We start from the raw sequence: 21971 nt of genomic DNA, 5'->3' as shown, positions 1-21971 counted from the left end.
TGAGGCGCTGCGCTTACGGTGCGGGCAGACAGAAAAGGAGACAGAACATGAAGACGAATTTCGCGCGCCTGTTCGGCAACCTGGTCCTGCGCTTCGGTGACCGGGAGGCGCTGGTCAATATCGAGCGCAACCGCCGCTACACCTACCGCGAGTTCCATGCGGTGACCAACCGCATCGTGAACATGATGCGCGACCGCCTGCAGCTGCGCCGCGGCGACATCTATCTCTGCGTGCTCGAGAACGACAATATGTCGCTGCTGCACTTCTGGACCGCGCTCAAGGGCGACGCGGCGGCGGCCTATACCAACTTCCGCGATGCGTTCGACGAGCACCGCCGCCAGGCCGGGTACATCCGGCCCAAGGTGGTGTTCATCGAGACCGCGCTGCTCGACCGCTACTACGGCATGCTGCGCGAGCTCGGCGCGACGGTGGTCTGCATGGATCCCCCGGCCGAAGCGCGCGACGGCCTTCACTACTTCTGGGACCTGATGGAAGGCGTGCCGGACCACAATCCCGGCGTCGAGAGCGATGCGGAAAAGGACATCCTGGTCTACCGCTTCACCGGCGGCACCACGGGTGCCGGCAAATGCGCCGCCTACACCATGGACAACTGGCTGGCCTGCCGCGACACGATGTTCATGGAGCCGGACCAGGTCCAGCTCCCGGACACCCGCATGCTGCACATGGCGCCGATCAGCCATGGCTCCGGCTTCGGCGTGCTGGCCACGCTGTTCCGCGGCGCCTGCACGGTCACGCAGAACCTGCCCGACCTGGCGCTGATGTGCAGGAACATCGAGGCCGAGAAGATCACGATGACCCTGCTGCTGCCGACGCTGGTCTATCGCCTGCTCGATATGCCTGAGGCGACGAACTATGACCTGTCCTCGCTGCAGACCATCGCCTATGGCGGTGCACCGATGAGTCCGGCCAAGCTGCGGCGCGCGCAGGAGCGCTTCGGCAATGTCTTCGTCCAGTACTACGGCGCGACCGAGAGCCTGCAGTCCGTCGCCATCCTCGGCAAGGCCGACCACCTTACCGCGACGGAAACACAGCTTGGCTCCGCCGGCCGGCTCCAGCCGCATGTCGAGGTGAGGATCGTCGACAACGACGGCAACGACGCAGCCCCTGGCGCCGTCGGCGAGATCTGGGCACGCAGCCGCGGCGTGATTTCCGGCTACTACAGGAATCCGGAGGCGACGGCCGCCGAGTTCGAGGACGGCTTCTGGAAGTCGGGCGACCTCGGCTATATCGACGAGGCAGGCTACGTCTACCTGGTCGACCGCAAGAAGGACATGATCATCACCGGCGGCTTCAACGTCTATGCGATCGAGGTGGAAGCGGCGCTGAACGCGCATCCGTCAGTGTCGATGTCCGCCGCGGTGGGCGTGCCGCACGAAGAGTGGGGCGAGGCCGTTCATGCCGAAGTGCAGTTGCGCAGTGGCGCGCAGGTCAGCGAGCAGGAGCTGATCGAGTTCGTCAAGGAGCGGCTCGGGCGGTTCAAGGGACCCAAGTCGATCACGTTCGTCGAGGCGTTGCCGGTCAGCGTGGTGGGCAAGGTGCTGCGCCGGCAGGTGCGGGACAAATACTGGCAGGGCAAGGGCCGGCACGTCTCGTAAGCACCCTCGGGCCCCGAAAAGGCATCGCGGCGCCCATGGGCGCCGCGATGTCGTTGTGCCGGGCGAATGCCGGGTCCGGTCTTACCCGACGGCGGTCTCGCGCAGCGACGCCATGTCGATCACGAAGCGGTACTTCACATCGTTGGCCTGCATGCGCTGGAAGGCCGAGTTGATATCGCGCACATCGACCATTTCGCAGTTAGGCAGCACGTTGTGTTCGGCGCAAAAGTCGAGCAGTTCCTGCGTCGCGGGCAGGCCGCCGATCAGCGAGCCCGAGATCGAGCGGTTGTTCATCACCAGCAGCGCCCCGTGAATGGGCTCCAGCGGTTCCAGCGCACCGACCAGCACCAGCACGCCATCGCGCCCCAGCAGCATCAGGTACGGATTGACGTTGTGCTTCGTCGGGATGGTGTCGAGGATGAAGTCGAAGCGGTTGGCTGCGGCCTGCATGGCCTTCGGATCCTTCGACAGCAGCACGTCGGCGGCACCGAGCGCGCGGGCATCGTCGGCCTTGCCCGCCGAGGTCGTGATCACCGTGACCTCGGCGCCCAGTGCGACAGCGAGCTTGACCGCCATGTGGCCGAGGCCGCCCAGACCAATCACCGCGACCTTCGAACCCTTGCCCACGCCGTGGCGGCGCAGCGGCGTCCACACGGTGATGCCGGCGCACAGCAGCGGGCCGGCAAATTTCATGTCGAGCGCGTCCGGCACGCGCAGCACGAACTTCTCGCGCACGACGATGCCTTCCGAGTAGCCGCCATGGGTGAGAGCGCCGGTATGGCGGTCCTTGCCGTTGTAGGTGGCGGTCAGGCCCTTGCTGCAGTTCTGTTCGTGGCCGTCGTCGCAGGACGGGCAGTCCTGGCAGCTGTCGACCATGCAGCCGACGGCGACGCGGTCGCCGACTTTGTGGCGGGTGACCTGGGGACCGACCGCGGTGACATGGCCGACGATCTCGTGGCCAGGCACGCAGGGATAGACGGTGCTGCCCCAGTCGTTGTTGACGGCGTGGGCGTCGGAGTGGCAGATGCCGCAGTAGTCGATGGCGATGGCGACATCGTCGGCACGCAGCGCGCGGCGTTCGATGTGCATGGGAGTGAGATCGGCGTGCGCTTCGCAGGCGCCGTAGGCTTTGCAGGTGGTCATGGGGAAGGGATTCGCAGGGCAGGGATAGGGAGTCCGGCCGGCGATGGCCCGGCCGGACCCGGTGCTGGCTACAGGTCGATATTCGGCCGCATCCACGGTGCCGGCGACGTCTCGGGCGAGGCGATCTGGTTGGAGATCCACTTGCCCATGCGGCGCAGCGGCTCGATCGCGTCCTGCGGCGCGGCCCACTTCATGGCGGCCGCGTAGCCGAGCGAGACGATGCGCTGTGCGCCGTACAGGGGCAGCTTGTCCTTCAGTTCCTCCTTGATGCCTTCCGGGTAGACGCCAACGGTCTGCGTGTAGGCATCCACGGCAGCCATGACCTCATCCAGGGAATCCACCGGCACGAGATTCGCGGTGCGGTCATCGAGACGCGTCGCGAACGAGACGGGCTCGGGGATCTGCGAGCAGATGATCGCGCCTTCGCCGTCCTTGCCGCCAATGACCCGGTACCACTCGTCGTCGAGCCGCAGGGCGTCGACTTCGGCCTTCAGCGCCGGGTCATAGCGCCTGGGCGCGGTGGACAGCGTGTTGGGCAGGCCGAGCATCGCGTCGTAGACGTAGCGGCCAAAGGCATTGAGCTGGCGCAGGCCTTCCTCGTCGGTGCCGCTCTGCACATAGACTACGCGGGCGCAGACGCAGCCCTTCTGGTTCAGCGCGCCGATGTCGCTGGCCAGGCGCAGCGCGGCTTCGCGCATCGTGTCCTCGCTGGCGAAGGTGCCGCGGCCGATGATGCTGGCGCTGCGCTTCGGGTCCAGCGAGATCAGTTCCAGGCCGGGCTGGATGTACCGGGTCACGTGCTTCATCGAGGCGAAGCCGCCCCAGGCGACGATCTTCTCCAGGTGCTGCGGCTGGTACAGGCGCGCCTCGAACGCCTGGTCGCCGCCCTTCCAGTAGGCCACGCTCAGGTGGCGGGTCAGCGGATGGTCAGGCGCCATGTCGATCATGGTGCGGGCGATGGCGAGCGCCGTGAACGGGTCGTTCGATGGGGCCTTGATGATCGCATCGCTGCGCAACACCATGTTGCGGATGATGGTCAGAAGCGACAGGCTCGGCGCATTGCCCGCGACGATGTGCAGCGCGCGCGCGCCGAAGCAGCGGACTTCCAGCTCGGTACCGTCGATGAGCTTCTGCGGCACCCAGCCTTCCAGGTACCGGATGCCGACCGTGCTCTCCACGGCTTCGGTGATCGCCTCGCGGGACAGCATGTTGCGCAGGCCCATGTAGGTGCCCGTGACCATGGTCGGCGTCACCGGTGCGGTGTGGTAGGACAGCTTGCAGGCTTCCTGCAGGTGCGTGTTGGTCGCGAGGTCCAGGCGTTCGCCCAGCGCTTCGGCGTAGTCGAGGATGTCGTTGAAGCTCAGCTTGTACAGGTCGCCCAGGCGGGCCGGATTGCCGAGCGGCAGCCTGTCGAGATGCTTGTGGGCGTCCGGCGTCAGGAAGGTCAGGTCGCCGCCGCGGCCGCCGACTTCGACCAGGTTGTCGGTGATGACCTGGCCGCGGATGACCATCGGCGCGATGGGAAGGGGCGTGTGCTGGGACATGTCTGGGTCTCGGGATTCGCTATTCGTGATTGCGTGATTGCGTGATTGCGTGATCGCGTTATTGCTCGATGGTGTTCAGGAAATCCATCGCCTCGCGGTGGGAATTCTCGGTGGCGGCGCAGGTGATCTTGTCGTCGCCGCCGTTCTTTTCGCTGTAGCGCTGCACGCCGCCGGTCACGTAACGGCTCGGGCGGCCACAGGCGCAGGGCTGGTCCCATTCCACCGTGACTTCGTCACCGGTGATGAAGCCGCCCCAGTGGATGTCGGCGCCCAGGTCGTAGAACGCGGCGCGGCCGGTCACGCGGCCTTCGCGCGGCAGCGGCTTGCTGGTTTCGGGGTCCAGCACGAACGGGATCACGGTGTGGGTGAAGTGGAAATTGCCGTGCTCGCAACGCGGGTTCGATCCGCTCACCAGCTCGGACATGGCGTAGGTCTCGTTCAGGCGGTCGACGCCGGTGAAACGCATCACGTCCTCGCGCCAGCCGTCCGGCTGCACCACACCCTTGGCGCCGCCGGTGGTGGTGATGAAGGAATCGGGATGGAACATGCCCTGCAGGCCGCGTTCCAGGCCGGCCCTGGCCATGCCGTGCAGCAGGTTCCAGGTCGCGCCGATGTACACGCGCTTGCCGCGCAGCCTGCTCGCCGCCTCATCGAAGAATGCGGCGAGGTGTTGGGGCATCTCCGCCTGAAGCTTGTCGAATGCCTTCTTCTTCTGCAGCAGTTCCGGGCTGATCTCGAGGCGGTCGAGCGTGCCCTTGGCATGGGCGGCGCGAATCCGGGCGCCGAGGTGAAGCATGTCGCTCGAAAGCGTCTCCGGGTAGGCGGCATGGAAGTTCCGCTCGCCGGGCAGCAGCGCGCGGATCATGAACTCGTTGGCGCGCACATGGCTCAGGTAGCCCTTGTGGAAATAGGGGTAGACGGTATGCAGGTTCGGGTCCGGCATGTCCGCACCTTCCTGTCGCCAGACGAACAGCTTGCGGATGGACGCCGCCTTCTCCCATTCGCGCACGCTGTTGGGAAGGAAGGACACCGTCCCCGAGGTGCCGGAGGTATGGCTGATGCGCATTTCCGGCACGGCGCGGTCCATGGCGGCGAACCAGTCGTCAAGCCCCTGGCAGCCGCCCACGTCCGCGCTGGCGAGGCGTTCCGCCATCTCGGGCGTGACCAGCTTGCCCAGCCACCTGTTGATCTGGCCGAAGCTCTTCTTGTCGAGCAGGGATGGCGGATACGACTTGAAGACCGTGTGTTCGAACAGCAGCGGCACCACATCGTCGAGCTTGTCGATCCGCGTTAGGTCCTCGGCATCGGCGAGCTTCTTCAGGACCGGAACGCGGTCACGCAGCGCGGCGAAGCGCTGCTTCAGCGCCGCGAGCTGGATCGCATCGACTTGCGCGCGCGGCAGGTGTTGCCACGCCTGCACGCTGTGGTTGGCAAGGGCCGCCGGGTCGTTCAGCAGCAGTTGGACCTTCTTCTCTTCAGAGACTTCCGCAAGGGACATGAGCAAGACTCGCTGACTGGATTGGAAATCCGACAAGGGAGCGGGGGCGTCCGTGATTCGGCGCGGGACCTCGGTGGTTTGTCGGCAGGTCAGTATAGGAGCGGGAAATGCGCTTTTGCCTCCGGATTCCGGAGCCGGGTTGCGCGTTCCAACTATATGAATCCAAAGGGAAATTTATCTTCGGTTGCAGGGCGGCTCTGTCTTTCCGCGGGCCATGTGACGGGCACGGTCGGCATGGCGAAGAACGTCCGCCAGGAGAGGGGAAGGCGTGGCCGAAATGCAGGCAAGCTAAGCAGCTTGCCTCGTACCGATCAGGTATCGGCACGTTCTGCATTTCCCCAACGCCTCTGGTTGCCGGCCATGACATCCCGTAGAACTTCCAACTCCGCAGACACTTTGCAGATCGCATTGCCGGCCAGGCCGCGCAAGCGCCCCCGGCAGGAGCGCTCGGTGCTGCTCGTGGATGCGCTCAGGAAGGCCGGGTGGCAGATCCTGGAGAAGGAAGGGCGCGACGCGCTGACGCTGGAGCGGCTGTGCGCGCGCTCGGGCGTCGCCATCAGCTCGATCTACGAGTACTTTCCGACGATGGAGTCACTCGTTGTCGCGATCTTCGATGACTTTCGCGCCGAGGCGCGCCGGCGGCTGGTCGAAGAACTGCAGGCGCTGCCGCCATCCACGAAGCTGTTCGATGGCATCATGCTGCTGCTCAGCATTGGCATTCCGATGCTTCACACATGGGTGAAGCTGGACCCGGAACTGTTCGTCAAGTCATCGCACTACGACGAACTGGTGCGGCTTGACCTGGTGAAGCCGGAGCAGTACTGGACGTCCATGGCGACGGACGCGTTGATGGAGCGATTTCCCGATGAAGTGCAGGTCCGGGACCGCGCCAAGGCGAGGTTCCTCGCGTTTCATACCATCCTGGCATTACCGCGCGCGATGGCGCTCATGAGGCCGGAGTACCTGGCGCACGACGATACGCAGGAGTTGATGGCACGCATGATCCACGCGCTGTTGGCCAACAATGGATGAGATGACGCCGACGGGTCGCAGGTACACGTGATCGCGCAACCCTGCAGATTGCAAGGTCGCGATGGTCGGGCGTCCGGCGCGACGGCCTCGACCGCAAGTTGTCCCGAGGGCCCCAACTGTCCCTATCTCTTCTTCCTGGCTTTTTGCGCGGTTCGGCCGTAGGAGGCGACCAGCAAGTCGTGGAAGGCTTGTGCGGCCGGAGCCAGCGGTCGGCCACGAAGCCTGGTGATACCTATGGTGCGAACAATCTCTGGCTCGACCAGCGGGACGCTGACCAGGCCGGCCGGATGGTTGGCAGGCACTGCGTGGGCAGGCACGGCACCTATGCCAATGCCCGCTTCGATCAGGCTCACCAGGGCCGGTACATGACGGACTTCGCAGGTCCACGCCGGGCGCGCCGCGACCGCCGACAAGCCTTGATCGATCAGCATGCGATTGCCGCTGCCCGGCGCGAGCGTCACGCATTCGTACTCTGCCAACTCGGCCCAGGTGACCTGACGCCTGCGCGCCAGAGGATGCTCCGGCCGGCACGCCAGGACAAAGCGCTCCTCTAGCAGCGCTTCGAACTCCAGGTCCGGCTCCTGGGTTCCCAGGTAACTGACGCCAAAGTCCGCCTCCGAGCGCGCCACGGCCAGCAGGATCTCGGAGGCGGTCTCGTCCAGCAAGCGAACGTGGATACGGGGGTACGCCTGGTGGAATTTCCTGACGACATCCGCCAGGAAGTTGCCAACGGCGGAAGGAATGCAGGCCACGGAAACCTGCCCGCGAAGTCGGTCGGACAAGTCCGTCATGCCAAGCAACGCGCTCTCAAGCTCGTTCAGGACGTGCCTGGCCTTGGGGATAAAGTTCCTGCCCATGGCGTTGAGCTCCACTCTCCGCGTGGTGCGTTCAAGCAAGCGAAACCCCAGCGCTTGCTCCAGCTTGTCCACCCTGCGCGAGAGTGCCGGCTGGGAAATATGCAACGTCGCCGAGGCTGCGCGGAAGCTGCCAAGGTCTGCCACGGTCACGAAAGCGCGCAAGTCCGCGAGATCAAAATTCATTCGATTTCGGCATTAATCGATAGGATTTTTGCACTTTACAGCAGATTCCGCCCGGCCGATCATTGCCGCTCAATCAGGCGCCGGCCGGTCGGAAGACCCGCGCCGGCCACGACCCGTGGCAACGCCGTCGCGCCCCGCCGTTGCGCCCGTCACCAGCGTGCTTCGCGCGTTCGTGCGTGCCGGACGCCAGAGATTCGCGCAACTCGCCAGGGCAGCGGGTGCTTGCATTGAATGACCATATGCCCGCGTATCGCTTTCCCCTCGCATGATCAAGGACCAGACATGAAGATCGTCGTGCTTCCCGGTGATGGCATCGGCCCCGAAACGATGGCTGCCACGCTCGAGGTGCTGCGAGCCGTATCATCGCGTTTCCGGCTCGGCCTTGAATTCGATCTGGACGTTGCCGGCCATGAGAGCCTGCGCCGGCATGGGGCCACCGTGACGCCGGCCCTGTTGCAGAAAGTGAAGTCCGCCGATGGCCTGATGCTCGGACCGATGGCCACCTATGATTTCAAGGATGAAGCCAGGGGCGAGATCAATCCCTCGAAGTTCTTCCGCAAGGAACTGGACCTGTATGCAAACATCAGGCCATCCCGCACCTATCCGGGCCTGCAGCACCGGGCTGGCGAGTTCGACCTCGTCGTCGTGCGCGAGAATACCGAGGGCTTCTATGCCGACCGCAATATCGAGTCCGGCGGCAGCGAGATGCTGATCACGCCGGATGTTGTCATCTCGCTGCGTCGCATTACGCGGCAATGCTGCGAGCGCATTGCGCGCTCGGCGTTCGAGCTGGCCATGACACGTCGCAGGCATGTCAGCATCGTGCACAAGGCCAATGTGCTGAAGATCGGCGATGGCATGTTCATCGACATCTGCCGCCAGGTGGCGCGCGAATTCCCCGAGGTACAGGTCGACGACTTCATTGTCGACGCAATGATGGCACACGTCGCGCGCGCCCCGCAGCGATTCGACGTGATCGTCACGACCAATATGTTCGGCGACATCCTGTCCGACCTTACCGCGGAGTTGTCCGGCAGCCTGGGCCTGGGCGGGTCACTGAACGCCGGCAAGGACCATGCAATGGGCCAGGCCGCACACGGATCGGCGCCCGACATTGCGGGCCAGGACATTGCCAATCCCTTCTCGCTGATCGTGTCCGCCGGACAACTGCTTGGCTGGCATGGCCAGCGCAGGAGCCTGTCTGCCTTCCTGGCTGCTGCGCGCGCCATCGACGAAGCGATGATCGCCGCGATCCAGGCGGGCGAGACCACGCGCGACATCGGTGGCCGCCTGGGCACTGCTGAAGCGGGCCGCGCCTTCGCCCAACGCATGCTGGAGCGATGACGACATGCGCGACGTCCCTGAGCTACCGGCTGGCGCCTGGGACTGCCCCATCCGCGTCATCGACGCGTGCACCGACGATCCCATGGTCGCGGAGCGCTCATTTACTGCGACAGAGCCACATTTCGCATACACGCACTATCAACTTTCATGATCGATCTACAGCCTCCTCGCCTGCGCCACGACACCTGGGAATTCCCCGTCCATCACATGCGTGGTGGGACATCCACTGGCCTCGTCATCTGGGACCGTATCGCCCCGACACAGCCGGAGCTGCGTGAAGAACTGCTGCGCCACCTGATGGGGGTGCCACTCAGAGGGGAATATCCCGGCAACCGCCAGACTACGGGGCTGGGCAGAGGGCCCGCAACCAGCAACAAAGTTTTCTTTGCCGACATGGAGGACGCGGCCGATGGTCGTCGTCTCGTCAGTGCGCTCGCGCAGTTGGCGTCGGATCACGGTCGCATTGACTGGAGCGTGAACTGCGGGAACATGTCCTCGGCGCTACAGCTTTGGGCACTCGATACCGGGCTAGCCAGACGATCCACCACCGGCCTCCAGACGCTGACCATCCGGAATACCAACACCGGGGTCCTGACCACTTCGCGCATGATCATTGCGCAGGATGGTGGTTTCGAAGTCGCCGAGATTCCTGGGGTGATGGGCCGTCACCCCGCAGTGGATCTGTTCTTGCATCATCCGGCCGGCGCCAAGACAGGTGCGCTGCTACCGACCGGTAATGTGGTAGACGTCATCGATGACCTATGTGTCAGCTGCGTCGACGTGGCGGTGCCCATGGTCATCGCCCGCGCGGCCGATTTCGGCAAGACTGGCCACGAGCCGCCAGGGGAACTGGCCGCCGATAAAGAATTTCTCCAACGACTGAAGGCGCTCTGGATCGAGGCCGGCTTGCGAATGAATTTGCGGCGCAAGGACGGCAGCTTGATGACGCGAGAGGATATAGCTCGCAGCGAAACGATCCCCAAGGTCTGCATCATCGGCGCACCGCGCGGCACGGGCGATCTGTCGGTGCGCTATTTTACGCCGCAGACCGTGCACGGTTCGATGGCGGTATCGGGCGGGTGCTGTCTGGCCGCCGCCACGTTGATCCCTGGCTCTGTCGCACACGAGATTGCCCCCAAGCAGGCACAAGCAAAAGAATGCGAAGTCAGAGTCGGCATCGAGAACCCGGCGGGCGTGCTCGGTACGACTGTCGTTGCCCACATGGAGGACGGCGCGCTGGCTATCCGTTCGGCGGCCTATCAGCGCAGCGCGCAGGTTCTGCTGGCGGGATACATGCCTCTGTATGGGGCCTCGACCTCATTGCGGCAGGCGCTGTCCGAGTTGCAATGACACGCCTGACTTCCTGATTTGTTTTGCAATCGCTCGCTTACAGGGGTTTGATCGCCAGATCGCCCCGATACACGGTCCTGGACAAGGTCTCGGCGTGGGCCAGATAGGGATCTGGCTCCGGTGTCAGGTTCAGCGACAACGTGTGCTCAGCCAGCTGCTGGCAGGTCATGAAGCGCACCTCGCCCAACTGCCTGAGTTCCGTCAGCAGCGTATCCAGCACAGCGATGCGCGCTGCGCGGGTCGAGCCGAAGTCGCCGCGCAGACTGATGGTGATGGGTATCAGCGTGGCTTCGGCGTACATCGCGTGCATCTCCTCGCGCCATATGGCCTGCAGGCGTGCGTGGGTGTGGCGCGCGGAGTAGATGGGTGCGTCGTCCAGGGCGAAGCTGGACGGCAGTTCGACGAGCTGCTTGCCGACGCCCAATCCGTAGACATAGGGATAGTCGGCATCCTGGAAGCTGGCGTCATAGATAAAACCCAGGTCAGCCAGATGATGCAGGGTCTTCGAGGACAGCTCGCCGCCGGGCGCGCGGAAGCCCTGCGGCGCTTTGCCGGCGATGTCGGCAAGCATATCCCGCGAGGTCTTCAGCACTTCGATTTCCCGGTCGCCCAGGGTCGCGAAGTTCTCCAGGTCGATGCCGCGGGCGGCGATTTCATGGCCGTGGCTGGCCAGTTCGCGAATGAGTCCGGGATGACGGCGTGCATCGGCGCCCGGCACGAAGAAGGTGGCTGGCACGCCGTGCCTGCCAAGGAGTTCGACGAGGCGCGGAAAACCCGCGCGCACGCCGTAGCGGCCGTAGGAATAGCGGCCGAACATGCGTTCGGGCGCAGCTTCCCTGAGGTCGAAAGATTCAGCGTCGAAATTCACGCTCAGCAGGACGACGGTGCGCGCGCCTTGAGGCCAGGTATACGTGTGCGTGCTCATGCGAAGGAGACCTCTTCCAGGTTGTTGGCATTTTCCTGGCACCACTTGGCGAAGCCCCGCGCTTCCATGAAATGTACGCCGTCGTGGCTCTTCATATAGGCAATCAGGTCCGACAGGATGCGGGTGTGCGAGGGTGTGCCCGAGCCCCAGCCGGCGCGCCGATGCAGCGATAGCACGAAGAATCGGTCGGCGCCATAGATGGCGTCGAATTCCGCCTTCCATTGGTCCAGTACTTCCGAGGGCGGCGTGTAGCTGAACTTGTAGAAGGGGAAATCATCCAGGCTGTACGTGTTGTTCGGCAGTTCGATGATGATGTCATCCTCGCCCTTGCCGAAGCGCAGGCGGTAGGGACGGTCGTAATCCTTGTCGCTGGAGTCGTAGATGTAGCCCATGGACTTGAGCACGGCCATGGTGCGGTCACTCTTGCGGCCGGACGGCGAGCGCCACCCGAGCACGGGCTTGTTGACGATCTCTTTGAGGATGCGGTCGGTCTTGCGCAGCAGCGCCTCCTCTTCTTCCGCGCCCAGTTCCCAGGCCTCGTGCAGATAGCCATGCGCGGCGACTTCGAAGCCGTTGCGATCAATCTGCTCGATGGTCTGAGGGTGCCGTTCGGCATCATAGCCAGGAATGAAGAAGGTGGCCTTGACGTCGTGGCGCGCCAGCATCTCCATGTGCCGCGGCACGCCGCAGCGGGCCGAGTAATTGCCCCAGGAATGCTTGCCCAGCGGCGCGATGCCGCGGCCGACTTCGTGGCTGGGGCCATCGAAGTCGATGCCAATCAGCACCACACAGCGCATCTCTTCAGGAAAAGTCGTTCCTTGACTCATTGCTGTCCTCCTGCTTTGGTCAGTCCAGTTTGATATGCGCTTCACGCACCACGCTACCCCACTTTTCGCGCTCACTGGCCAGGAACCTGGTGAATTCGCCGGGCGGCATCTGGGCGATATCAAAGGAGCGCGCACGCATATTGGCCTGGAAGTCCGGCGAGGCGTAGACCTTGTCGATGGCCTTGTAGAGCTTGTCCACCGTCGATCTAGGCATATTGGCGGGACCAAACAGGCCGATCCAGCCCACGGCGCTGAAGCCCGGGTAGCCCGATTCGGCGATGGTGGGCACTTTGGGGAGCAGGGCATTTCGCTTCAGACCCGTCGTGGCAATGGGCCGCAGCCTTTCAGACTTGATGTTGCCGATCTGCGTACCGACCAGGTCGAGCATGAAGTCCAGGCGGCCGGCCAACAGATCCGTCGTCGCCTGGCCAGAGCCGTTGTAGGGCACGGCACTGGCTTCGATGCCAGCGTCGCGCTTGAACTTCTCGGCCGCCAGGTGCGAGGAACTGCCCACGGTCGTGACGCCGTAGCTCAGCTTGCCCGCGTTCTGCCTGGCGCTGTCGATCAACTCCTTGAGCGTGTGGGTCTTGGATGCTTTGGGCACGACCACGACGTTGTCGAAGGTGGCGAGCACGGAAATCGGAGTGAAGCCGCCGACCGGGTCGTATGGCAGCCTGGAATAGAGGAACATGTTGGCGCTGTGCGTGCCGGTCGAGCCGACCAGCAGGGTATAGCCGTCAGGCCTGGATTGCCCGACGAAGGCGGCGCCGATGCCGCCACCGGCTCCCGGGCGGTTCTCAACGACGATCGTCTGGCCCAGTTCCTTGCCGACGTCCTGCGCGATGATGCGCGCCATGATATCGGTGCCGCCGCCCGCTGCGAAGGGAACGATCAGGCGGATGGCGTGGTCGGGATAGGTATCTGCGGCGGACGACAGGCCGGGCGCGGCCATCAGGGCGGCGAGGGCGGCGAGGGCGGCGCCGGTCGCCAGGCGCAGGAGGCAGGTGAGAGTGGGCTTCATCACTGGGTTCCCATGGTCTTGTGGAGATGCGTGTCGTGCATCGCGCGTTCAATCAACTCCGCTGCGGCAGTTCGTACCGGGTGAAGGTCGGATCCAGCGCCGGCAGGTTCGCCACCTCCATATAGTTGGCGGCGGGCCGCATGATGACGGTGGCGACCGTTGCGCTGCGGGTGTCACGGCCAAAGTCGCCGCGCGGCGGCCGGCAGACCGACCAGGGCGACTGGTAGTCATCCAGCAGCGCCTGCTTGACGTCGTCCATCGTGATGTGGCCTACATGCGGCGCCAGCAGTTCGCGCACGCGCTGTTCCCGGTACAGCGTGCAGGGCGAGAAAGCGATACCCATGTCCTTGAGCCTGGTCAGCGCGATCGGGCTGAGCCAGTGGTTGGCGTGCACCAGCAGGCCGTTCTCCGGATGCAACTGGAAGGTCTCGTCCGGAGCGCATTCGAAGTTGATGATCACGCCGCCCACGTGGGCGATCGCCATATTGTTGGAGCCGGTCTTGGGGGTGGCGTACACCGCGTGCATGGCGTGCGCGACGAAGCCGCTCTCCAGGGCCTTGCGACGGATGAGGGGCAGGGGTACGCCAATCTGGCGATAGTCGCGGTCGCACTCCAGGTTGTTACCGGTGATGGAAACACCAGCGGCGTTGAAGCCCGAGCGAGCCAGCATGCCGGCTTCGGTGAAAGTCAGCAGGTCGGGGCCGTCCTCGCGCAGGATGCGCAGCACCACGCCGGTTTCTGCGCACTCTTCCTTCCAGTCCCAGTTCTGGGCATGGATCAGTTCGCCGTCCCTGGTGGCATCGCGCGTTACCTTGACCGAGGTGCAGCCGTCGTTGGTCTCGCGCAGCAGGCGCGCGCGCAGGTCGGGGTGCACCGCCAGCTTCATGATTTCGGTGCGGGCGTTCAGCAGGAGGATGTCCTCCAGGCGCACGCCGGCACCGTCCGCGATGCCCTGCATTTCCGTAAGATAGTTTTCGTCGAACTTGCGGACCGTGGGAATGTAGCTGTGGATGATCTTGTCGATCTCCAGCGGCGCCAGCTTCAGCTTCGCGGCCTGTTCGCTGTAGTGCTCGATGGACCGTACGATGCGCTGTCTTGCTTGTTCGCCGTAGGAGCGGCCGCGCTCCTGCGGGGCACCAGTGACTTCGTACAGCGGAAATGGCATCTGGGCCTGCCTGTTCATGCATGCTCTCCTGGTTTGCCCGGCCAGGTCGGCCCGGGGTCAGGAAAGATGCTAAATACGCTTTTTCATACATTCAAATCATTTATGCGAAACATATAATGCCGATTTTGATATGACCTAAGCCGGATTGGACCAAGGACTCTCGCCATGGAACTGGATACCCTGCACAAGATGAACATGAACCTGCTGACGGTATTCGAGCTTCTCATGGAAACCCGTAGCGCCACCGAGACGGCTGCACGCCTGCACACGACGCAGCCGGGCATCAGTCGAAAACTGGCCGAACTGCGGCGGATGTTTGGCGACCCCCTGTTCGTGCTGACCAAGCGCCGGCTCGTGCCCACACCGCGTGCGATGGAAATACGGCCAACGGTGCGCGAGGCGCTGGCGGCCATCGGCAGCATCATGGAAGACGGAGGCGCGTTTGACCCGCTCAAATCGACACGCACCTTCCGCATCGCGGCGCGCCATACCCTCGAATGGATGCTGGCGCCGAGCCTGCGCAGCTATTGCGATATCCATGCGCCGCTGGTGCGCTTCAGCTTCGTCAATATGCAAGGCGTGGCACTGCCTGAGAAGCAGCTGGAGGATCATTCCATCGATATCGCGCTCGGCCGTTTCGAGGACGTGGGGGGACGCATTCGCAGCCAGGTCCTGTTCGATGACGACCGCGTCTGCCTGCTGCGGCATGGCCATCCTGCGGCGCGGCGGCGCTTGACACCCGCGGCCTTCAGCGCTCTGCGTTTCGTCACCACCACGGACATGTACGGCAAGAACAATGAGGTGGACGCCTGGCTGCATGGCGCAGGCTACCAGCGTCGGTTCGATCTCTACGTGTCCAGCATGAGCCACGTGCCTCTGATCCTGCTGCAAACCGACCTGGCGGTGACGATGCCGCGCAGGCTGGCCAACTACATCGCACGATTCCATCGGCTACACGTGAAGGACCTGGCCTTCAGCTTGCCGAAATCGCGCTACAACATGGTGTGGCACGCGCGTTGGGATGAGGTTCCGTCGCACCGCTGGATGCGGTCGGTGGTGGCGCAGCTCAGTCACGTTGGCTAGGGCGCATAGGATGGTGCGATGAAAAAGAAGCCGCTGTATCACGGTCACCGTTCCCTGCCGTTGTCATCAGTTGTGCGGTGCGCTGGCATTTTCGCATCTAGCTGAGCCTGCGCGACATCGAGGATCTGCTGTTTGAGCGCGGCATGGTCGTCAGCTACGAGAGCATAAGGCTATCGCGCACATCGGACTTTCTGCGCCTTCACTCCCTTACCGCGACAGAGCCCCGGGGGCAGGAGTCATTCCAGCGTCTCTTTCGAGACGACAAAGAGACTCTCGACATTTATCTGCAGCGCTGTCGCCAGCGTTTCGATGGCGTCCAGCGACGGATTTGCTCCGCCGGTTTCAATGCGACTCAGATAGGTTCGTGCGAATCCCGCCTGGTCGGCAAGGGCTTCCTGGGATAGTCCGATAGCTTGTCGCAGTTCACGAATGCGCATGCCGAAGCGACGTCGTAGGCTCATGTTCATTGGTGCAACTGTGCCGCCTGTGTCCACCAATTGACCACACACCAATCGTGACATCTACTCTCGGGTGTCCTTCTCGTGATCCGCGGACACGTCGACGACAATTTTCCAAATCAGATGATTTTTTTTCAGGATGAACGTCTCACTGGCTTAGCGTCGGGAAATGCCAAGCGATCCGGCGCTGTGCGGAAAATACGCAAAGGTACTGGTCGATCGTGGAGGCAGAAATAATCACCGATGGAAATCAATGGCCCTGGTAGCGCGATTCGCCCTTCATCGTCCGGGCTTGCATGACTCCATTCGGCTACGTGACAGCGCCGAATTGGAGCTGGCCACCGAATCGGGGAGCTCGACAGTCTGGAGCAGGTACTGGCAGCGGTGAGCGCCATCAGTGCGAAACGAAGCGCGGTGGGCGCCTGCTCCTTCTTACGCGGGCAGAGCTCAACTACGCCGGGAATCGACAGTACCGAATTTGTGCAAGATCAAGTTTGCTAGCTCCCAGGATTCTGATGGATTGTCACAATTAGGTAACAGCGTAACTTGCCGTTACAAGCTGCCATGTTGCCGCGGGCGCGGCTCCGGTTGCCAGGGAGAACATCGATTGAAAGCCTATTTGCGAAGATCACGATCGCGACTCGCAGCGGCGGCATTTTCCGGTGTTGCGGCCCTCTCTGCACTGATCGTCATCAGTGCGATGACGATGAAGGAGCTCGACTCGTTCCTCCACACGATGTACTACGGCAATACAGAACCGATCACGCATCTGGCCGACATCCGTGCCGCGGAGACCAACATCAGGCGGCTGCAATGGCGAATCCTGGCACAACGTGACCCCGCGCAAACAAATGAGCTTCTGGCACAGATGCGCGAGAAGCTGGCGCTGAGCGAGCGCGAATGGGCACTCTACTATCCGGCGGGTGTCAGCAGCCCTAGAGAGGCCGAGCTAGCCCGTCAGCTCGTCGTCGACATGCCGCGCTTCGTGGCGATCATCCACGGTAGCCTCGATCATCTCGGCACGGGCAACTACGACGACGCGATGCAATGGCTCTTGACCTACATCCCGTTCCTCGACCAGATGGACGAACGGATCACGAAAGACATTGACGTGAATGCGGCCCAGGCCGCCAGCTTTGTAGCAAAAAGCGCGTCGACGATCCGGGTCGTCACCGGCACGGCCATCGCTATATTTGTGCTGGCTGTCATCGGGGTCATGACGTTGGCGCTGCGGCTGATGCGGCAGCGGGACGACGCTGTCCAGGAATCCATTGAGCATTTGCTCATGGTCGATCAGGTCTACAAGATGTCCACGGATAGCGTCATCATCACGGACAAGGTCGGAACGATTACGAAGGTCAACCCCGCCTTCACCAAGCTCACCGGCTACACCGAGGCCGAGGTATTGGGCCGCAACCCAAGCATGTGGAGTTCCGGCCGGCAGCCGCCGGAGTTCTATCGGGAGATGTTCCGGTGCCTGGAAGCCGATGGTAGTTGGACAGGGGAAATCTGGAATCGCCGGAAGTGTGGTGAGCTCTATCTCGAGTCCATCTCGATCTCCAGGATTGGCGGCGCCGACGACGCCCACTATGCCGCCATTTGTTCGGACATTACCAGACAGAAGATGGAGGAAGAGCAGCGAGAGTACCTGGCGACCCACGATCCGCTGACGGACTTGCCCAATCGCCTGTTGTTCAATGAGCGCCTGAAACACGCGATCGCGCGTGCGCATCGCGCATCTTCGCTGGTCGCTGTCATGTTCGTGGATCTTGACCACTTCAAGGAGATCAACGACAGCCTCGGGCACCAGGCCGGGGACGAAACGCTGCGCACGGTAGCGCAGCGACTGCGCGGTGGATTGCGCGAAGCGGACACCGTCGCACGGCTGGGCGGCGACGAGTTCGCCGTCGTGCTGGAAGATCTGCATGCGCATTTCCAGATCGAGCCGATCGCAAGCAAGCTCCTGGCCTCGGTCGGGGAGCCCATCCTGGCGGTAGGCAACACAGTTCAAGTCACGCCGAGCATCGGGATCAGCGTCTATCCGGATGATGGTGTCGACCCCAGGCTGCTCGTCGAGCGGGCCGACCACGCTATGTACGCCGCCAAGCGCGCGGGGAAGAACGCGGTGCGGTTCTTTGAAGAGGCCGCGGCCGAATCAGCAAGGGCGAAGAATGAAGAGTCGCCCATGCCCCTGGTCGCCTGAAGCGCGCGTGAGATAGCCCATCGATTTGAGTCCGCGCATGGTCAGGTCGCTCTTTTTCGGCCAGAAGGTGAGCGCCAGCCAGGAACGGGCTTGCCCAATACATGGCGCAGGATATCGCCCGTCTCTCCCCATAGTCACTCGACCTTGATGTTGGCCGTCTTGATAACGTCGCACCAAGTCTGACGCTCTTTGGCAACGAAGGCGGCGAATTCTGCTTGCGTGTTCGTGGTGACGTCGAGGCCCTGGCTACCCAGCAGCTTTTGCAATTTGCCCGTGGCGTAGACGCGCTGCAGAGCCGTGCTGATTTTCTCGACGATTTCCGCGGACGTGCCGGACCGTACGAACAGGCCGGTCCAGCCAGCGACATCGTATTTCGGGTAACCCTGTTCGGCGATTGTCGGCACCTTGGGCAAGATGTCCGATCGCCTTTCGCCCATTGTGGTCGCCAATGCGCGGGCTCTGCCGGACGTCAGATTTCCATACTGCGACACCACGGTGTCCAGCATGAAATCGACCTGGCCTCCCAGGACATCTACCGTTGCGGGAACAGCTCCGTTGTACGGTACTCCCAACATGTCCAGGCCTGCTTCGGACTTGAATCGCTCCAGTGCCAGGTGCGCAGAACTGCCGACCACGGTGATGGCATACGTCAGAGTGGCCGGATGGGCTTTGGCGAGCTTGACCAGGTCATCAAGAGATTTGATGGGAGAATCGCGTCGCACCATAACAACATTGTTATATTTGGCCAGCAGTGCCACCGGGGTAAAGTCTTGCACCGGGTCGTAAGGCAGCTTGTATAGGCATTGATTGGCCGCGTGGGTGCCGATCGATCCGACCAGAATGGTGTAGCCGTCCGCCGGGGCACGGGCAACCGCCGCGCTGCCAATCGCCCCATTCGCACCTGCCTGGTTCTTGACTATGATCGGCTGGCCCAGTTCAGCCGCCAGTTTTTCGCCAACTGCGCGGGCAATGATGTCCGTGCCGCCGCCAGCGGCGATTGGCACCAATAACGTGATGGCGCGCGCCGGCCAAGCCTGCTGACCGGCAGCGAGGGCGCTATTCGTGCCGAATGCACACAGTGTCGAGGTCAATGCGCTGATCATCAGACAGTCGCGAAGACGTCTGCGGAATCGAGCGTGCAGTTTCATGGTCTGTTCCCTTGTGCCATTGCCGGATTGGCTGCGATCGGATGCGGACACGCCGCACCTGATCGCCCGGTGCTTGCAGCCGTGTCAGCTATGCGTATTCGGAGCAGTATCCGGGTCCAGTGGATAGATTGGCCGGCGCACGGCCTAATAGTGCAGCTTCGTCAAGCGGACGTGCACCCTGTGCGACTGATTGAGGCGGAATCCGGCCAAGATGAGGCCGATTTCACAAGGGGTGAAGGCATTGTCGACTTGGCGGCTGGGCGAAACGATGGGGTGGGATGCAAGTCGTCGCTCAGACTGCTGACGGCGGCGCGACCAGCGCCTGGCACTGCGCCGCGTATCCCCTTGCGCACGCAGGTTCTATATGGAACAGACCCTGGCCGGCTCCAGCAAGCCAGTGCACATGGCCTATCGCTCGTATCGAACCTTCAGGCTGAATCGGCAGCGATGCGATCAGCGGTTCCCTGATGCGGGGTTGCCGCGACCTCGAGCAGTGCATCCACCACCACCACGCCATCCGGGCTTGCCATCACCGGGTTGAGGTCGATCGAGTGTATGGAGCCACTGGCCTCATGGACCAGTTCACCCACCTGGACGGCCAGCCGGCACAGCGCCGCAATGTCCACGGCCGGCTCGTTGCGCACGCCCCGCAGCAGCGGGGCGATGCGCAGGCCGGCCAGCGCGCGCTCCACCTCGGCCTCGCCGCAGGGGGCGAGCAGCACCGCGGTGTCGCGCAGCACCTCGACATACTTGCCTCCATCGCCAATCACCAGGACTGCGCCGAATACCGGATCCCAGTGCGCGCCGATCATGCACTCGCGCTGGCCGCGCGACATGCGCGCGACCACCACGCCCTCGCACGTGGCACCCATGGCCCGCAGCGTGCGGGTCTGGGCCGCAAAGGCGCTGGCGACCGCCTCCGGATCGTTGCAGTGCAGGGCCACCAGCCCGTGCTCGCTCTTGTGCGGCACCTGTGGGGAGCTTGCCTTGACCGCCACAGGGGCGCCGATGCGTTGCCATGCCGCCACCGCGGCATCGACGTCGTGGCAGACGTAGTGCTCGACCACCGGCATGCCGGCGGCCACCAGCCGGGCAAGGCTGGCGGCCTCGCTCAGCGTCACGCCCGCAGCAGCGACTGGCGGCGCGGGGCGTGCCGGCACTGGCGGCTCGCCTTCGGCCGCGATCTGGCGCAGGCGCTGCTGGTGCGAGACCAGTTGCGAGAAGGCCGACAGCGCTTCGGTGCCGTTGGCGTAGGTCGGTACACCGGCTTCGCGGAATGCCTCGGCCACCGGCTGCTGCCAGGCCGCGACCGCGATGGGCTTGCCTGAGGTGTCGGCAAACGCAGCGGCGTCGCGCGCAAAGCGCGGCACGTCGTAGCCCATGCCGGAGACGGGGATGTCGAGCAGGAACAGGTCGGCGGCGGGATCCCTTGCCACCACGGGCAGCACCTCGCCGAACAGCGCGCTGTTGGAGAGCAGCGCCGCGGTGACATCGACCGGGTTCGTGGTGGTGGCAAAGCCCGGCAGGCGTTCGGCCAGCGCGGCCCGCGTGGTCTCGGACAGCGGCGCAAGCGTCAGTCCGAACGTCTGCGCCGCGTCGGCCGCCATGACGCAGCTCGCGCCCGAGTTGCTCACCACCACCAGCCGGCGGCCTGCGGCGTCCCACCCACGCAGGTACATCGGCGCGCAGCGCGCCAGCGCATGCGCATCGTCCACGCGCCAGATGCCGTGGCGGGCAAGGAAGGCATCGACGGCGCGGTCTTCGTTGGCGATGGCGCCCGTATGGGAGGCCGCGGCGCGCTGGCCATCCTGCGAGCGGCCCGCCTTGACCGCCACGACCGGCACGTTGCGGGCCCGCGCCACGCGCGCGGCTTCGGCCAGCACCTCGGGATCGGTCAGGCTTTCCAGGTACAGCAGCACCAGCCGCACGCCGGGGTCATGCGCGACGGCCAGCGCAAGTTCGCTGACCGTAACGTCGGCCTGGTTGCCGGTGGCGTGCATATGGCGCACGCCGATGCCCTGGCCGCGCAGCAGCCCGTAGACCATGGCCGCCACGCCGCCGCTCTGGCTGACCACGGCCACCGGCCCGTCGTGCGGCGGCACCTCGATGAACATGGTGGAGAAGCTGGCGATCGCGCCGCTGCCGAAGTTGGCCAGCCCCTGGCTGTTCGGGCCCACCAGCCGCAGGCCGCCGGCACGCGCGGCGCGCACCATCTCGTCCTGCTGGCGGCGGCCTTCGGCGCCGGCCTCGCCAAAGCCCGAGGCGATCACGATGGCCGCCGCCACGCCAAGCCGCGCGCAGTCACGCACGGCCTGCACCGCAGCCTCGCCGGCCACGATGATGATGGCCAGCTCCGGGACTTGCGGCAGCGCGTCCAGCGTGGGATAGGCACGCAGGCCCTGGATGGTGTCGCGCTGCGGATTGACGGGGTAGAGCGTGCCGGCGTAGCCGTGCGTCTTCATGTAGTGGATGGGCCGGCCGCCGATCTTGTGGATATTGTCGGAGGCACCGATCACGGCAATCGAGCGCGGGGAGAGCAGGGACTGGAGTGGGGCGGTCATGAGCAAGGCGTAA

17 protein-coding genes and 1 pseudogene are annotated in these 21971 nt (G+C 64.0%); 7 read left to right on the top strand and 11 right to left on the bottom strand.

From position 1 onward, the window contains the following. The first annotated feature begins 47 nt into the window (after positions 1-47). On the top strand, positions 48-1616 hold the full coding sequence (locus tag KHO22_RS22030) for a class I adenylate-forming enzyme family protein (RefSeq protein WP_211949299.1): 1569 nt from the start codon (positions 48-50) through the stop codon (positions 1614-1616). An 81-nt stretch (positions 1617-1697) separates the two neighbouring features. Here KHO22_RS22030 and KHO22_RS22025 read toward each other — a convergent pair whose 3' ends face one another. The 3 genes from KHO22_RS22025 to KHO22_RS22015 all read right to left on the bottom strand — a co-directional run bounded on the left by KHO22_RS22025 (position 1698) and on the right by KHO22_RS22015 (position 5801). Beyond that, positions 1698-2759, bottom strand: a complete 1062-nt coding sequence (locus KHO22_RS22025; RefSeq protein WP_211949298.1) for an NAD(P)-dependent alcohol dehydrogenase — start codon at positions 2757-2759, stop codon at positions 1698-1700. A 68-nt stretch (positions 2760-2827) separates the two neighbouring features. Next, positions 2828-4303, bottom strand: coding sequence for an acyl-CoA reductase (locus tag KHO22_RS22020; protein WP_211949297.1), 1476 nt, complete (start codon positions 4301-4303; stop codon positions 2828-2830). Between the two features lie 58 nt (positions 4304-4361). Next, entirely contained in the window at positions 4362-5801 is a 1440-nt protein-coding gene (locus tag KHO22_RS22015; RefSeq protein ID WP_211949296.1) for a phenylacetate--CoA ligase family protein, read from the bottom strand. A gap of 396 nt (positions 5802-6197) precedes the next feature. On the opposite strand from KHO22_RS22015, the gene KHO22_RS22010 reads away from it, so the two are divergent. Further along, the gene (locus tag KHO22_RS22010) at positions 6198-6833 is read left to right on the top strand and encodes a TetR/AcrR family transcriptional regulator (protein WP_230426961.1); all 636 of its coding nucleotides are present in this window, start codon (positions 6198-6200) and stop codon (positions 6831-6833) included. 122 nt (positions 6834-6955) lie between these two features. On the opposite strand, the gene KHO22_RS22005 is transcribed toward KHO22_RS22010, so the two are convergent. Further along, a complete protein-coding gene (locus KHO22_RS22005; RefSeq protein ID WP_211949294.1) occupies positions 6956-7873 on the bottom strand; it encodes a LysR family transcriptional regulator in 918 nt (305 codons plus the stop codon). Between the two features lie 282 nt (positions 7874-8155). Here KHO22_RS22005 and KHO22_RS22000 point away from each other — a divergent pair, with 282 nt between their 5' ends. Beyond that, the gene (locus KHO22_RS22000) at positions 8156-9217 is read left to right on the top strand and encodes an isocitrate/isopropylmalate dehydrogenase family protein (protein WP_211949293.1); all 1062 of its coding nucleotides are present in this window, start codon (positions 8156-8158) and stop codon (positions 9215-9217) included. 147 nt (positions 9218-9364) lie between these two features. After that, the gene (locus KHO22_RS21995; protein ID WP_211949292.1) at positions 9365-10567 is read left to right on the top strand and encodes a PrpF domain-containing protein; all 1203 of its coding nucleotides are present in this window, start codon (positions 9365-9367) and stop codon (positions 10565-10567) included. Positions 10568-10604: 37 nt separating this feature from the next. Here KHO22_RS21995 and KHO22_RS21990 read toward each other — a convergent pair whose 3' ends face one another. From KHO22_RS21990 to KHO22_RS21975, 4 genes are read right to left on the bottom strand one after another with little or no spacing between them, the layout of a single operon-like run. Continuing rightward, the gene (locus KHO22_RS21990; protein ID WP_211949291.1) at positions 10605-11492 is read right to left on the bottom strand and encodes a polysaccharide deacetylase family protein; all 888 of its coding nucleotides are present in this window, start codon (positions 11490-11492) and stop codon (positions 10605-10607) included. Further along, a complete protein-coding gene (locus KHO22_RS21985; RefSeq protein WP_211949290.1) occupies positions 11489-12319 on the bottom strand; it encodes a polysaccharide deacetylase family protein in 831 nt (276 codons plus the stop codon). The genes KHO22_RS21990 and KHO22_RS21985 overlap by 4 nt, the downstream gene beginning before the upstream one ends. A 19-nt stretch (positions 12320-12338) precedes the next feature. Continuing rightward, positions 12339-13340 (bottom strand): Bug family tripartite tricarboxylate transporter substrate binding protein, encoded by a 1002-nt coding sequence (locus KHO22_RS21980; RefSeq protein WP_211949289.1) that lies wholly within the window; start codon positions 13338-13340, stop codon positions 12339-12341. Positions 13341-13392: 52 nt separating this feature from the next. Then, on the bottom strand, positions 13393-14523 hold the full coding sequence (locus KHO22_RS21975; RefSeq protein ID WP_230426960.1) for a C45 family autoproteolytic acyltransferase/hydrolase: 1131 nt from the start codon (positions 14521-14523) through the stop codon (positions 13393-13395). Positions 14524-14700: 177 nt separating this feature from the next. On the opposite strand from KHO22_RS21975, the gene KHO22_RS21970 reads away from it, so the two are divergent. Both KHO22_RS21970 and KHO22_RS21965 read left to right on the top strand, forming a co-directional pair. Continuing rightward, positions 14701-15588, top strand: coding sequence for a LysR family transcriptional regulator (locus tag KHO22_RS21970; RefSeq protein WP_211949288.1), 888 nt, complete (start codon positions 14701-14703; stop codon positions 15586-15588). Between the two features lie 18 nt (positions 15589-15606). Next, positions 15607-15761: pseudogene (locus KHO22_RS21965) on the top strand (IS6 family transposase); the annotation flags it as partial. Positions 15762-15824: 63 nt separating this feature from the next. On the opposite strand, the gene KHO22_RS21960 reads toward KHO22_RS21965, so the two are convergent. Further along, on the bottom strand, positions 15825-16109 hold the full coding sequence (locus tag KHO22_RS21960) for a helix-turn-helix domain-containing protein (RefSeq protein ID WP_230426959.1): 285 nt from the start codon (positions 16107-16109) through the stop codon (positions 15825-15827). Between the two features lie 544 nt (positions 16110-16653). Here KHO22_RS21960 and KHO22_RS21955 point away from each other — a divergent pair. Next, on the top strand, positions 16654-18249 hold the full coding sequence (locus KHO22_RS21955) for a diguanylate cyclase domain-containing protein (protein ID WP_211949287.1): 1596 nt from the start codon (positions 16654-16656) through the stop codon (positions 18247-18249). A gap of 134 nt (positions 18250-18383) precedes the next feature. Here KHO22_RS21955 and KHO22_RS21950 read toward each other — a convergent pair whose 3' ends face one another. Both KHO22_RS21950 and KHO22_RS21945 read right to left on the bottom strand, forming a co-directional pair. Then, the gene (locus KHO22_RS21950; protein ID WP_211949286.1) at positions 18384-19397 is read right to left on the bottom strand and encodes a Bug family tripartite tricarboxylate transporter substrate binding protein; all 1014 of its coding nucleotides are present in this window, start codon (positions 19395-19397) and stop codon (positions 18384-18386) included. A 428-nt stretch (positions 19398-19825) separates the two neighbouring features. Then, positions 19826-21958, bottom strand: coding sequence for an acetate--CoA ligase family protein (locus KHO22_RS21945; protein ID WP_211949285.1), 2133 nt, complete (start codon positions 21956-21958; stop codon positions 19826-19828). Between the last annotated feature and the right edge of the window lie 13 nt (positions 21959-21971).

Source organism: Cupriavidus yeoncheonensis (genome assembly GCF_905397275.1).
Taxonomy (GTDB): Bacteria; Pseudomonadota; Gammaproteobacteria; order Burkholderiales; family Burkholderiaceae; genus Cupriavidus; species Cupriavidus yeoncheonensis.
This window is presented reverse-complemented; position numbering and strand designations above follow the sequence as displayed.